Below are 14,285 nucleotides of genomic sequence, written 5' to 3'. Positions count from 1 at the left end.
CATCTCCATAAGTTTGACTGCCGGTTGTCTTGACATCGCCATTGAGTGTAGTTGTGCCGCCAGCATCTGTGGTTAAACTTGCGGCATTGACTGTTTGATTAAATGCGGTGGTTCCTGTAGAGTTAGCTGTTAAATTGCCGATCGCCTTTGAACTCCCAACTGTACCATTGAATGTAACATCACCAGTCGTCCCATCCACAGTCAAATCGCTGCCGATGTTATTGGAGTTAACAGTATTGTTGAAAGTAATGCCGTTCCCTGTAAGAGTCGGATTCTTGGTAATTGTGACAGCATCTCCATAAGTTTGACTGCCGGTTGTCTTGACATCGCCATTGAGTGTAGTTGTGCCGCCAGCATCTGTGGTTAAACTTGCGGCATTGACTGTTTGATTAAATGCGGTGGTTCCTGTAGAGTTAGCGGTAATATTTCCTAATTGTGTAGTATTCCCAACTGCACCATTGAATGTAACATTACCGCTCACCGCGTTCGCAGTCAAATCGCTGGTGCCGTCCACAGTATTATTGAAAGTAATGTCGCTACCTGTGAGAATGGGATTATTGGCAACAGTGACAGCATCTCCGTAGGTTTGACTGCCGGTTGTTTTGACATCGCCATTAAGTGTAGTTTTGCCGCCAGCATTGGTGGTGAAACTGGTAGCCGTGACAGCATTAAATGTAGCTGTACCAGCACTATTGACGGTGATATTTCCTAATGGTGTAGTATTGCCGATCGCCGATTTAACTGAAAAGTTAACTGTACCTGTTTCTAAAGTGAGATCGCCGCTGCCATCAATGTTATTGTTAAACAGAATATTGCCACTTGCTGAATTGCCATTGCTCACTAAGACACTATTTCCAACTAAGGTATTGCCGTTAATTGTGATATTTTGAGATTGAGTGGTAATATTGCCCTTCAGGTTATTAGTTGTAGCATTCAGAGTAATGGAAGCATTATCAGTTCCCGAAATCGATTGATTGGGATTGACAAAAATAGTGCCTTGAGTATTGAAAGTCACTGGATCGGCAAAAGATACTGGCAAATTCTCTACAGTGATATTGCCTGTAGTAGTGTTCCCTCCGAAAACAATGGCACTAAAGCCATTACGCAATGAGGATAAAAACGGTGTTCCTACATCGATCGCCTGTGGATCGTCACCAAGTCCAGTCTGGAAGCGGATTCCTACATTCGGCGAAAACGGCGCAATTGAAAAAGTGCCTTTACCCTGCGCGGAACCTGCTCCCGAAAAGCCAATCTCATTGCCGCTAATGCTAATATTTCCAGTACCGGGCAATCCATTAGCATCAATGCTATTTATCCCAATTTGATTGGGAGTTGCGATCGCGATATCTCCACCGGCACCGGAAGTAGAACTAGAATTAACTACTCCTGAGTATGCAAAAATGTTGCCTGTTTTGCCAGTTAGTGTGATGTTTCCGCCATTGCCAGCAGTGGAACTGGAGTTAAGATTGCTAGCATTAATATTGTTGGCACTGAGTGTAATCGGGCCACCATTTCCGGTACTGGATGTGGTATCAATTGCCCCGGCCGTCGTATCAATATCGCCATTAGTGCTGGTAAGGGCGATCGCCCGTCCGGGATTCGTAATATCGCCCGTGGAAATATCCCCAGTTGTGGTGATACTTATAGCGCCTGTACTGGTAATATTGGTATTTGCATCTACTGTAAGTGCAGCCAAGGGATTAGTGCCACCTACAGACCCATTAAAATTTACAGTGCCAGTAGTAATGTTTAATTGATTGTTGCCGTAAATATTGCCATCAACAGTCCCGCCAAAGGTAATCTCTCCACTTTTCGCGGTTCCTGAAGTTGTGATGTTTGTAATGGATTGAGTGAGGATGACTTTTGTTGGGAAACTGATAATGCTACCACTTCCAGTTTGAGCAGAGGCATTAATATTACCACTAAGGGTAATATTGCTCGTACTCGGATTAAAAGTAATTGTTCCTGCTGTACTGCTGCTAGCAGTTGAATTTGTACTGGAATTAATCCCACCTGTTGTAATGCCACCTGGAGCCGTTAGGGAAATTGCTCCTCCATTTCCTGACACAGAAGAGGAATCTAATAATTTGCCAGTGGTGTCAATCGCGCCTATTCCTCCGGTAGAGAGGGTAATATTCCCTCCCGTACCTGCACCTGATGAAGCGGAATTTAGACTAGCACTAATGCTACCACCAGTAGTAGAAAGTGCGATCGCGCCTCCATTTCCTGACAGAGAAGAGGAATTTAGATCCGCAGTAATGTTACCACCAGCAGTGGAAAGTGCGATCGTCCCCCCATTTCCTGACTGAGAAGCGGAATTCAGATAGCCATTAGAGGTGTCAATCGCGCCTGTTCCTCCGGTAACAGTGAGGCTGATATTCCCTCCCGTACCTGCACCAGAGGAAAGGGAACCCACAACACCAGTAGTAATGTTACCACCAGCAGTGGAAAGTGCGATATCACCCCCATTTCCTGATTGGGAAGTGGAATAGAGAGTTCCAGCAGTCGTGTCGATCGCGCCTGTTCCTCCGGTGACAGAGAGGGTGATTTTTCCTCCCTGTTGACCACCGGATTGCATAGAACCAGTATTGATGTTACCACCAGCAGTGGAAAGTGCGATCGCGCCCCCAGTTCCTAATGGTGAAGAGGACTCCACAGATCCAGCAGTCGTGTCGATCGCACCCGTTCCCCCAGTAACAGAAAGGGTGATGTCCCCTCCCGTACCTGCAGTCGAATTGGAAAGAATGCCGCCAGTATTAATGTTACCACCAGCCGTTGAAATGGCGACCGCTCCTCCATTTGCTGCTGAAATGGATTGGGAATTAATGTTTCCCAAAGAGGTGTTGATATCATTGGTACTGGTAAGGGTAATATTTCCGCCCCTAGTAGTAATGTTGGCATTGACTGATATTGCATTACTAGCATTTAACGCGATCGCACCATTTCCAGTATTAGCAATAGGTTGATTAACAGTAAGATTATTATCAGCATTCAGAGTCAGGGAATTACTGGTGTTCCAAGTAACGGGAGCATTAACTGTAATATCGCCTAAACTGGCAAAACCCGATTTAGTGGAAATCGTGACATTGCTTACTCCCAGTTGCGTTTGCAATGTCCCGTTATTAATGTTAGAAGTGCCGGCAGAGGGAGCAAATGTTGCACCTAAAACACCGCCTGTATTAGCGGCCGCACTAATAGTAATATCAGTAGGATCAAGCAATAGCGTCCCTGCAATCCCAAAGGTCGATCGCAAATCCACCAACCCAGCGAAATCCAGCGATTGCTTTCCCGAAACTTCCACAAAGCCGCCATTCCCCGAAAACAAGCCACCTCTGGCCGTAATATTGCCATTAAAGCGAGTAGTTTCATCAGCCCAAACTATAACTCGCCCGCCATTCCCATTACTAACAGCATCAGCATTAATCGTCGAGTCGCTGCTAACAAAAGTCCGCGCAGCATTCGGTACCGTCCCCAAACCCTGATAATCTCCGCCAATCAGTACATTACCTGCGCCGTTAATCCCAGAAGCATTGATATTGCCTGCAATAACTCCTACTTTGTCGCCTAAAATATTTACAGTACCGCCAGTGTTGCCAGAGACGTTAATGCTGCCAGATGCGATCGCAGTTCCCGCAGTTACAGGCACTGCAACATTCCCAGTCAACACAACTTCGCCATTAGGATTTACCGTCAAACCCGTTGCCTGTACCACACCTTTGCCAGTCAGCAACTCCGGCAAAGATAACACCGGCTGCGTCCAATTGTTCGGCAGCGAACTTTGAGTTGCTGTCGGCTGAATATCCAAGCTCAATAAATTTCCAGCTTGACTAATACGCACCAAATTGTTACCGGGTACGGCGCTGATGAGAATATTGCCCCCCGGCGCAGTTAGCTGACCGGTATTAACAACCGTCCCAGCGATCAAACTTAAACTTTGACCTGGTGCTACCGTAAAATTGCCTGTATTAACAATGCTTCCCCCTGGGAAATTTGTAAACGCAAAACTATTCGGCATCCCAATTAAAGTTGCCCAATTGTTATTGCCGATCGCACTAAACCACTGATTGTTCCCAAAACCAATCCCTGTCGCCGTAGTAGCATTAAAAGATCCCGGCACGTTGAGGCTGGCATTTGGCCCGAAAATCATGCCCGCAGGATTCATCAAAAATAAATTGGAATTGCCGCCCGTAACTTGAATTAAGCCATTGATTAAAGAAGGATTTCCCCCAGTAATCCGCCCCAGAATATTTTGAATATTGGGATTAGTCAGAAAGTTAGCCGTTTGACCTTCCCTGAGGCCAAACTGAGTAAAACTGTGAAAAAGATTAGCCTTATTTCCGCTGAAAGACCCCCCGGAAATGTCGTAGCGGTTGCCGTTGGGAGTAACAACTGTGTTAGTGCCATCCGGTGCCGGGGTGATGGGTTGGGCGTTTGCCGAACCCATACCCCCGGCACTCAGCCAGCCAACAATGAATAACCATCCGAGCAAATGTAGTTTGTTGGTTGTCATTGTGTTTAAATATTTTGTTTAAAGTGCGATCGTATTTATCAATAGTCCAGACACTTTTCAATCACCAACGGTAGAAGGCGGGTGAGAGATTCCTCACTCTGTGAAATTTTAATGGTAAAATGTGGCTTTGGGTCGCCGCCCCAAACACTGTGCGGGCTATCGATCGATCTCTCCTATTTTTACTACTAAAAACTACTCATGTCAATAGGATAGCAACAATTTTTATTTTCTAATAATTGTAACCGCAAAAAATGTTTTTATTTAATTACTAGAATTTACCTAGAAACAGTTTTTTAATAGCACTCAGAAACCTGTAATAAAACTGGGTTTATTGTTTCCGCTTTCACTACTTCTCTGACACCCCACAAAAACGGATACCGTGTCATGTACTTCTGTCTTGGAAAGCTCAAAATTTTAGATTCAAGTTCAAACTCCTAAATTCATCTGCCCTTGTAAGTCTCAAACTTGTTCTGAGCGACTTGTGAACCCGCGAAGTCGAAGCAAGTTGAAGTAAGTCAAAGCATCTCAAATCGACAAATGGAACATCGACTCACGCCATTACCTTAAAAAACCGGGTTGATGCGTTCGGGAATACTGGTAAAAATACGAAGCGGAATCCGATAATTAGGAGTAAAAAAATACTCAGTATATTAAGCAAAAATACGCAAGTATCGATCGCCTGTAGCCGCCACTTGCTGAAAGCAGCAAAAAACACGCTCAAATCCCTACTCGCAGTCGCCTCCGCAACTCTTCTGCACACCTTATAACAGCTTGCATCCCGCTTCGAGCGCTGGTCGAACAGCCGAGCTTCGATCGTAAACTTTATATTTTTTTGATTGGCTTTACCAAAACTTTATAAAGCTGACATCAAAAATACAGAATATTTTTGATGCAACCTAATATTTGCAAGTATTACAGTTAATTTGAGACTCTTGCGGATCAAAATAAATGTAGTAGGTTGGAAATGGAGATGCGATTAAAATCTTGCTGTTACAGATTCAAGTGTGGCACTCTAGTGTCAGTGAAAACTCTTAGAATTACAAGCACTGATTTAATATCAGGACACACCTAAGTGATATCAGTCTGTAGAGTCACTGCTGTAAAGTTTCTTTTGCAGCTATGGCCATCGTCCTAAATATCGCATAAGAGGCGATCGTCTCTTCCCATCACGGGAAAAGTGCGTTTCCCGCCTTACTACCTAACAACATTGGAGGAATCAGGGTTATGACTACCTTAACGCTAGTCAAAAAAACATCTTTTACCATCGCCAGCTTGGCAACCACAATCTTGCTCAGCATCTGCACGCCCGTCCAAGCTTTCATGTTTGGCACAAAGGGCATCCAATTCGATGAAGATACAAGCATAAACTTTACCTTCAACGAATCACACGGCAGTTACCAGTCAAGCTTGTGGGTAGCCCAAGCTCAGTCAGCAAACACAGGGTACACCAACATCGCCAGACTGTTTTACGAGCTTCAACCCTCAGATAACGGCGCAGCCGATGAATCGAAGGGCAGCTTCGGCAACGCTGTCACATCTGACAACGGCTCCATCACCCAAACCTTCAAATTTTTGGGAAATCAAACTTATGCCCTGCTGCTGTGGAGTGACAGTGGCACCGGCAAACCATTCGAGCAGTATGTCTCCTCAAGCACCTTCATGAACAGCCCCGACTGGTTTGCCGCCAACACCCAGTTTCGGAGAGATGACTGTGTGGTGACGGGTTGTCAGCAAGCGGTATTTGGCGACTTTAAGCTCGACTACAACTCCAGCGACTCATTTACCAACGTCAACGGCGGTAAAGGCCCAGAGCAATATTCATTGCTGACATTGGCCCAACTGGTTCAGGGCGCAAAAATCTCCTTCGACGATGCCGCAGGAAAAAACGACGCTGACTTCCAAGACTTCCTCATTTCAGCCGAGGTAGCTCCCGAACCAGTCACGATGTTTGGCACTATACTGGGGCTGGGGGCTTTGGCTGCGGCTCGCGGGAAAAAAAAGCGACAGCAGCAACCAGAAAAATGACTTTTAACCAGCCCAGACAAATCTAAATAGTGAGTCTGTTCAGTGGTACTGTGAGAAATAGCATTTCTAAATGTTAAGACTTTTTCCACAACGGGAAAAATAGCATCCTAACAAAGGCACTATTCATGGTATCCACCGCAACAAAAACGAACGTAGGCTACATCACCCAAATCATCGGGCCAGTTGTAGACGTCAAATTCCCAGGCGGCAAACTGCCCCAAATCTATAACGCTCTCACGATTTCCGGCAAAAACGAAGCAGGTCAAGACGTTGCCGTTACCTGCGAAGTTCAGCAACTGCTCGGAGACAGCCAAGTGCGCGCAGTTTCCATGAGTACCACCGACGGCTTGGTGCGCGGCATGGAAGTAGTAGATACCGGGGAATCGATCCAAGTTCCCGTCGGACTCCCAACTCTCGGCCGCATTTTTAACGTCATCGGCGAACCCGTAGACAACCTCGGCCCGGTCAATACTTCCGACAGTATGCCCATCCACCGTCAGCCGCCGGCTTTCACCGAACTGGAAACCAAGCCTTCGGTGTTTGAAACCGGGATCAAGGTCATCGACCTCCTGGCTCCCTACCGTCGCGGTGGCAAAATCGGTTTGTTCGGCGGCGCAGGCGTCGGCAAAACCGTGATTATGATGGAACTCGTGAACAACATCGCCAAAGCTCACGGCGGCGTGTCCGTGTTCGGCGGTGTGGGCGAGCGCACCCGCGAAGGTAATGACCTCTACAAAGAAATGATCGAGTCTGGGGTTATTAACGAAGAAGACCGCACCAAGTCAAAAATTGCTTTGGTTTACGGTCAAATGAACGAGCCACCGGGTGCTCGGATGCGCGTGGGCCTGTCGGCTCTGGCGATGGCCGAATACTTCCGCGATGTCAGCAAGCAGGACGTTCTCCTATTTATTGACAATATCTTCCGGTTCGTGCAAGCGGGCTCTGAGGTATCGGCTCTGTTGGGTCGGATGCCTTCGGCTGTGGGATATCAGCCGACTCTCGGTACAGACATGGGCGATTTGCAAGAACGGATTACTTCGACTACTGAAGGTTCCATTACTTCGGTTCAAGCTGTCTACGTACCTGCGGATGACTTGACTGACCCCGCTCCGGCTACGACTTTTGCTCACTTGGACGCTACAACTGTGTTGTCTCGCGGTTTGGCTGCCAAGGGTATTTACCCGGCTGTCGATCCGCTGGATTCTACCTCTACAATGTTGCAAGTTAGCGTTGTCGGCGAAGAACACTACGGTGTGGCGCGTCAGGTGCAGTCTACTCTGCAGCGCTACAAGGAATTGCAAGATATTATTGCGATTTTGGGTTTGGACGAGCTGTCGGAAGATGACCGCTTGACCGTTTCTCGCGCTCGCAAAATTGAACGGTTCTTGTCTCAACCGTTTTTTGTGGCGGAAGTGTTTACTGGTGCTCCCGGCAAGTACGTCAAGCTGGCTGATACCATTAAGGGCTTCCAAATGATTTTGGCTGGCGAACTTGATGAGCTGCCGGAACAAGCTTTCTATTTGGTTGGCGATATCAACGAGGCGATCGCCAAAGCTGAAAAAATGAAAGCTGAGGCTAAGTAATTTTAGTCATCAGTCAGTTGCCAGTTGTCAGTAGTCATTAGTCATTAGTCAGTAGTTATTTGTTATTTGTTATTTGTTATTGGTTATTGGTAACAACTGACAACTGGCAACTGGCAACTGACAACTGGCAACTGACAACTGACAACTGACAACTGCCAACTGCCAACTGACAACTGATACTTTATGACATTAACTGTGCGCGTAGTGGCCCCAGACAAAACTGTTTGGGATTCTAATGCTGAAGAAGTAATTTTGCCTAGTACCACAGGCCAATTGGGTATTTTGAGCGGTCACGCTCCGATGTTGACTGCTTTGGATACCGGAGTGATGCGCGTCCGTCCCGGTAAGGAATGGGTGGCTATTGCTCTGATGGGCGGCTTTGCAGAAATCCAAGAAAACCAGGTTACTATTCTTGTCAACGGCGCTGAGAAAGGCGAAACGATCGACAAAGAAGATGCTCGCAAGGCTTACACCGAAGCAGAAGCTCGTTTGGCAAAGTCGGCTAGCGGCAATTTGCAAGAGCAAATTCAAGCTAAGCAAGCAATCAAACGCGCGCGAGCTCGTTTCCAAGCTGCCGGCGGTACGCTTTAGCGATCGCGCGCGGGTAGGAACACGGCTTTTGTAGTAGGGACACAACAATGTTGTGTCCCTGCTGTTTTTCTAAGTTTTTTCCCTGCAGCCAGAGCTAAACTCCAGCCTCTAACAATAGCGATTGCATTGTTTCCCAAGATAACCCTTGCTGAAGATAGCGGGGGTTATTTGGATTGTACGGACTCTCCACGCGATCGACACTCACAATTTTTGCTCCCGACGGCAAAACTGGCACTTCTGGATCGAAAGCGGTCGATCGCACCAAGGAGCTAGAAAAGCCTTTAAAAATAGCAATTTCGTCGAATTCGCCGTCAATTTCGACCTTGACAATTAAAACTTCATCAGGTCTTTTTACCGTGTACTGTTCCAAGCGGCGATCCCTAGAGTCAGCCATAGCACCTATCACTTTACACAAATTAGCTATAATATAGCTTAATTTTGCGGCTAATTTCAGGGACAGCCAGCTAAATCTTTATTTTTAACTCGACATTTTTTAACAGCCGGAAGTAAGCGGACACAATATAAATAGGATTAAAAGAATCAAAGTTTTTTTAATCCTGCAAAACTATTTATACAATCTTTTATGATCCACACAAAGACTAAATTTCAACTCTCATATTTTAGTCAAAAATTTATTAAAGGGTGCTTTTATTGGGGATATTCACTGCTATTTGTGCTAGTTGTTTGCTTGACTTTAACTGTGGCCAGTTGCAAGTCAGAAGTCATAAATAACTCTACAGCAAAAACCCAAAATCCACATTCAAACTTAACAAGAGTTGTCAGAATCGGCCATCAGCGTTTCGGAGCGCTGTTTTATCTCAAAGCTAAAGGCTCTTTGGAAACCCGTTTAGCAGAAATTGGGTGGTCTGTAGAATGGACGGAATTTGCCGCAGGGCCGCCAATTTTAGCAGCAATAGGAAAAGGAAAAATCGATCTAGGTTATGCAGGAGTTGCGCCGCCAATTTTTGCTCAATCAGACGGCGTACCTTTTGTTTATATTGCTAATGATTCAGCTTTACCGGGAAGCATTGGGATCGTAGTTCCTCAAGATTCTCCTATTCGGACTTTGGCGGATCTCAAAGGCAAGAAAATAGCAGCAACTAAGAAAACGGCAGGTCACTATTTGTTAATTCGGGCCTTAACTAAAGGTGGTTTGCAGTTAAAAGATGCCGAATTGGTCGATTTGCCGCCGACAAAAGCTCGGGAAGCATTTGTGAGAGGCGAGGTTGATGCTTGGGCGATTTGGCAGCCGTTTCTCGCTCAGTTACAAGAAACTATGCCTGTTAAGTTCTTGACTGACAGCGAGGGGCTGATAAATGACAGAAACTTCTATTTGGCCAGTCGCTCTTTTGCTAGCGACTTTCCCGATATTGTTAAAATAGTCATGGGAGAAACGCGAAAAATGGCTACTTGGATAACTAGGAATCGCGAACGAGCAGCGAGATTTATCAGCGCTCGAAGGGGAATAAAAAGAACAACAGCTAGAATATTAACTCAAAGTCGGAGCTACGATTTGCTGCCAATTCAAGACAGCGCTGTTGAAGAACAGCAGCGGATTTCTGAGATTTTCTTTCGCTTGGGACTACTTCCCGATCGCATTTGGATTGAAGATGCTATCTGGAAACAAAGATTAGATCTATAAAACCAGAAGTTAGGCGAAGGTATCGACAAATCAAAGGCGGCGATTTGTCAAGTATGAAAAATGAAATTAGGTGTATCCTATAGAGTGAGTTCAAACTGTTAACTGGCAAAATCAAATGTCCTCAATTGCCAATCAACTGCGTTACGGTTTTGTCTCGATTGTTGTAGCTAGCGTGTTGATGGCGGGAAGTACGTTAGCTTATCTCAGCTTTCGGGAACAGATAAAACAGACAAAACAACTTCAGTTCGAGCGATCGCAAGCTGCTGCTGTCCAAATTAGCGCTTATCTGGATAACTTGCAGCGCCAACTCAATTATTTGTCAGAATTGCGCGGTTTAACAGAATTCAATGCTGAAACTCAGCGCAGTATTCTCGAAGGATTGGTGAACAGCAACAGCGCCTACGAAGTTGCGGGGATTTTTAACAGTCAAGGTCAAGTCGTACAGGCAATTTCGCCTTACGAACCATTTTCTATTTCTAGCTTGAGTTTAGCGGGTATTTCGGCAGATTCACCGATATTCTGGCGAACATTTATGCAGGCTCAAAACTATGTTAGTCCAGTAGATGTGGATTTCAAAACAGCAGTAAATGTTGTTAATTTATCAGTCCCAATTCGCGACAGTAAAAATAGAATTGCTGGAGTATTGTTTGCCAGAGTTAGTCTAAATTTTTTAACTCAAATTGTGGCCCGATCGCAAGTAGGGAAAACCGGATACAGCTATGTTTTAGATAACAGATCGGTGGTGATTTCGGAAACGGGAAGTAAGATTAATCCGTATTTACTGGAAGATTTGAGCGGGCGATCGTTTGTGGGAAAGTTATTCAAATTAGCTTTGGCTTCGGGGATGCAATCTCCGATCGTTTATCGAGGCTGGCGCGGGGAAGAAGTCATGGGCACGGGGGCGATCGTCCGCCAGGTGCAGTGGATGGTGGTGGTAGAGCTACCTACAGCGGAAGCTTACGCCCCCCTGCGATCGCTCGTAGCCGTCATGGGTGCAGTTACAATCGCCAGCGCCCTCGCCGCTGCGGGCTTGGGAGTTGCTTTTGCTCGATCGATCGCAAATCCCTTGAAAGCCCTAACTTCCGCAGCTACTAAAATGACTAGCGGAATGCTGGAAACTCGGGTAGATATTGCGGCATCTAACGAACTAGGAAAATTAGCTGATGCTTTCAACATCATGGCAAGTCAATTGCAAGTATCTTTCACAAAACTAGAGGATCAAAATGCCCAATTGCAGCGACTAGATCAACTAAAAGACGAATTTTTAGCCAACACTTCTCACGAACTCCGCACTCCACTTAACGGCATTATCGGTTTAACAGAATCTTTAATCGACGGCGCTACAGGACAATTGCCACAACCAACTATTTCCAATCTAAAAATTATTGCATTTAGCGGTAGAAGATTGTCCAATCTCATCAACGACATTCTTGATTTCTCGAAGCTGAGACACAAAAACATTGAACTGCAAATCAAGCCGGTCGGCATCCGAGAAATTGTCGATATCGTAATGACTCTTTCTCAACCGCTAATTGGCACAAAAAAATTGCAGTTAATTAATTCAGTCAGTCCCGACATTCCCCTAGTGGATGCCGATGAAAATCGGGTGCAACAAATTCTGTATAACTTAATCGGAAATGCGATTAAATTTACCGATACTGGTACTATAGAAATTTCGGCAAATGCCATATCTTTGAATTTGCCTGATTTTTGTGAGCGAGAAAGTTCTGTTACCAGCCAGCTTCAATCTTTAATTGTCAGGTCAAAACTGCAAATTACTGTATCCGATAGCGGGATTGGCATTGCTGAAGATAAATTAGAAAGCATTTTTGAAGTTTTTGAACAAGCCGACGGTTCCACTGCTAGAGAATACGGAGGAAGCGGTTTAGGTTTGGCAATTACCAAGCAGTTAGTCGAACTGCACGGCGGTGAAATTAACGTATCTTCAGAACTAGGTGTTGGTTCGCAGTTTACTTTTAGTTTACCAGTTTCTCAAAATCAGTATATCGATAACCAGCAGTTGCCAGAGACGGTGCTGAATTGTTTAGTTTCCACGACCAACCAGCACAATTTAATCACAAATGAAGCGGCAGAAATAAGTTTTAATAATAACAGTTGCATTGAAGCTCGATGCCGGCAAGAAAACAGTCTAGTGAAAATCTTAATTGTAGATGACGAACCTGTGAATATTCAGGTATTGGTTAACAATTTACTTCGGGAAAACTATGCCATCGCCGAAGCTAGCAGCGGTAAAGAAGCTTTAGCTCTTGTAGACACAGGCTACAAGCCAGATTTAATCTTGCTAGATATCATGATGCCGCGGATGACTGGTTACGAAGTTTGCGAGAAAATACGGGAGAAATTCACGGCGATCGAAGTGCCAATCGTGATGTTAACAGCCCAAAATCAAGTATCTGATTTAGTGCAAGGTTTCAATGCAGGAGCCAATGATTTTTTAACTAAACCGTTTGTCAAAGATGAATTGCTAGCCAGAATCAAAACTCATATCCGTCTGGCCAAAATCAATGCAGCTTACGGTAAATTTGTCCCCCACGACTTTCTGCGTTTTTTGGGACACGAAAGTATTGTTGATGTCGAACTAGGCGATCAAATTCAGAAGGAAATGACTGTTTTATTTTCTGATATTCGCTCTTTTACGACTATCTCCGAAGCGATGACTCCCCAAGAAAATTTTAATTTTATCAACAGCTACCTCAGCCGAGTGAGTCCGGTTATTCGCGCTTACCAAGGTTTTATTGATAAATATATCGGCGATGCGATTATGGCGCTATTTCCTGAGTCTGCAGATGATGCTGTTCGCGCGGCGGTGGAAATGCAGAAACAAGTGATTGTTTACAACCAGCACCGACAACTAAGCAATTACGCACCGATCGCGATCGGCATCGGTTTGCACGCGGGTACTTTAATGCTGGGTACGATTGGCGAGCAAGAACGGATGGAAAGTACGGTGATTGCTGATGCGGTGAATCTCGCTTCTCGTTTGGAAGGATTGACTAAGGTTTACGGGTCGGGAATTCTAGTTACTGAGTCAATTTTAGAGCGTTTGGGCGATCGAGAACAATATCTGTACCGATTTGTCGATCGCGTCACAGTAAAAGGCAAAAAATCTGTCGTTGCGGTGTTTGAAATTTATGACGCAGAAACACAACATAGTATTGAACTAAAACAAGAAACTGCGGCCGCTTTTGAAAAAGGTTTGGAGCTTTATTTTGAGCAAAATTTTACTAAAGCCCAAAAAATATTTAAGAAGATTTGCGAAACAAATCCTCAAGATAAGTTAGCAGCAATTTACTGCCAGCGTTCTCTCAAAAATCGGATGTATGGAGTGCCAGAAGGATGGTCGGGGATAGAAGCTTTGGATGAAAAGTAGTAAAAGTAACATGGGAGCATCTTAGTTTTGCAGCCAAGCTAGAATTGGAGGTAGGAGACAGAAGGCAGCAGGAAACAGGGAGCAGGAAGCAGGCAGGAGTCAAAAGAAGCATTTTTATAAATATGAGATGCTCCCTTTCGTTCTAGTACAAAAAGATTTACAATAGTTAATAGCGCTACAGATTAGATCGCCCGTATCATATCGTTTATGGTTGTATACTCAAGTAATAAAGTAGGGGGGTAATTCATCAATGGCGCGTACAAGTTGCGAGTTTCTGATGGCACTAAGCTGTCGCGCAAATAAACATTGCATATTTAGGGCGGGCAGGATGCCCACCCCACTGATTGTTTTATTGTTTTTTGACAGACAGCTTAAATTCCGTAACAGCTTACACATACAAAACACAGATACTCTCCTCCTACAGGCTCTATTTTTCATTAGTAAATTCACTTTTACCACTCAACTGTTAACTGTTAACTCTTAACACTCATTTCATCTGTGTTACCGTAATTGATATTAACCGTGTATAGCAATCCTTGCAGG

The 14,285-nt window shown here is 45.0% G+C and carries 7 protein-coding genes; 5 read left to right on the top strand and 2 right to left on the bottom strand.

From position 1 onward, the window contains the following. The coding region (locus AACV78_RS09400) for a beta strand repeat-containing protein (protein ID WP_194074400.1) at positions 1 to 4,510 on the bottom strand (4,510 nt) is incomplete at its 3' end. A 1,224-nt stretch (positions 4,511 to 5,734) separates the two neighbouring features. Between AACV78_RS09400 and AACV78_RS09395 the strand changes: the two genes are divergently transcribed. From AACV78_RS09395 to atpC, 3 genes are all read left to right on the top strand, one after another. Continuing rightward, positions 5,735 to 6,535: a PEP-CTERM sorting domain-containing protein gene (locus AACV78_RS09395; protein ID WP_194011647.1), complete on the top strand. Its 801-nt coding sequence runs from the start codon at positions 5,735 to 5,737 to the stop codon at positions 6,533 to 6,535. Positions 6,536 to 6,660: 125 nt separating this feature from the next. Then, entirely contained in the window at positions 6,661 to 8,118 is a 1,458-nt protein-coding gene (gene atpD / locus AACV78_RS09390) for a F0F1 ATP synthase subunit beta (RefSeq protein ID WP_194011648.1), read from the top strand. 183 nt (positions 8,119 to 8,301) lie between these two features. Continuing rightward, positions 8,302 to 8,709: an ATP synthase F1 subunit epsilon gene (gene atpC, locus AACV78_RS09385; protein WP_194011649.1), complete on the top strand. Its 408-nt coding sequence runs from the start codon at positions 8,302 to 8,304 to the stop codon at positions 8,707 to 8,709. Between the two features lie 94 nt (positions 8,710 to 8,803). Here the strand turns inward: atpC and AACV78_RS09380 are convergent, their stop codons facing one another. Further along, the gene (locus AACV78_RS09380; protein WP_194011650.1) at positions 8,804 to 9,103 is read right to left on the bottom strand and encodes a DUF7734 family protein; all 300 of its coding nucleotides are present in this window, start codon (positions 9,101 to 9,103) and stop codon (positions 8,804 to 8,806) included. A 279-nt stretch (positions 9,104 to 9,382) separates the two neighbouring features. Here AACV78_RS09380 and AACV78_RS09375 point away from each other — a divergent pair, with 279 nt between their 5' ends. After that, complete coding sequence (locus tag AACV78_RS09375; RefSeq protein WP_339383549.1) at positions 9,383 to 10,351, top strand: aliphatic sulfonate ABC transporter substrate-binding protein; 969 nt, start codon at positions 9,383 to 9,385, stop codon at positions 10,349 to 10,351. Between the two features lie 115 nt (positions 10,352 to 10,466). After that, the gene (locus tag AACV78_RS09370) at positions 10,467 to 13,742 is read left to right on the top strand and encodes a response regulator (RefSeq protein ID WP_228042668.1); all 3,276 of its coding nucleotides are present in this window, start codon (positions 10,467 to 10,469) and stop codon (positions 13,740 to 13,742) included. Positions 13,743 to 14,285 lie beyond the last annotated feature (543 nt).

Origin of the sequence: Tychonema sp. LEGE 07196 (genome assembly GCF_963890365.1) — a bacterium.
GTDB lineage: Bacteria > Cyanobacteriota > Cyanobacteriia > Cyanobacteriales > Microcoleaceae > Microcoleus.
Note: the sequence above shows the minus strand (reverse complement) of the source record. Positions and strands in the feature narration are given on the sequence as shown.

Bases quoted from the DNA above. Each gene is read 5' to 3' on its own strand.
- AACV78_RS09370 (WP_228042668.1), top strand. From the start codon at position 10,467: ATGTCCTCAATTGCCAATCAACTGCGTTACGGTTTTGTCTCGATTGTT.
- AACV78_RS09395 (WP_194011647.1), top strand. From the start codon at position 5,735: ATGACTACCTTAACGCTAGTCAAAAAAACATCTTTTACCATCGCCAGC.
- atpC (WP_194011649.1), top strand. From the start codon at position 8,302: ATGACATTAACTGTGCGCGTAGTGGCCCCAGACAAAACTGTTTGGGAT.
- atpD (WP_194011648.1), top strand. From the start codon at position 6,661: ATGGTATCCACCGCAACAAAAACGAACGTAGGCTACATCACCCAAATC.
- AACV78_RS09380 (WP_194011650.1), bottom strand. From the start codon at position 9,103: ATGGCTGACTCTAGGGATCGCCGCTTGGAACAGTACACGGTAAAAAGA.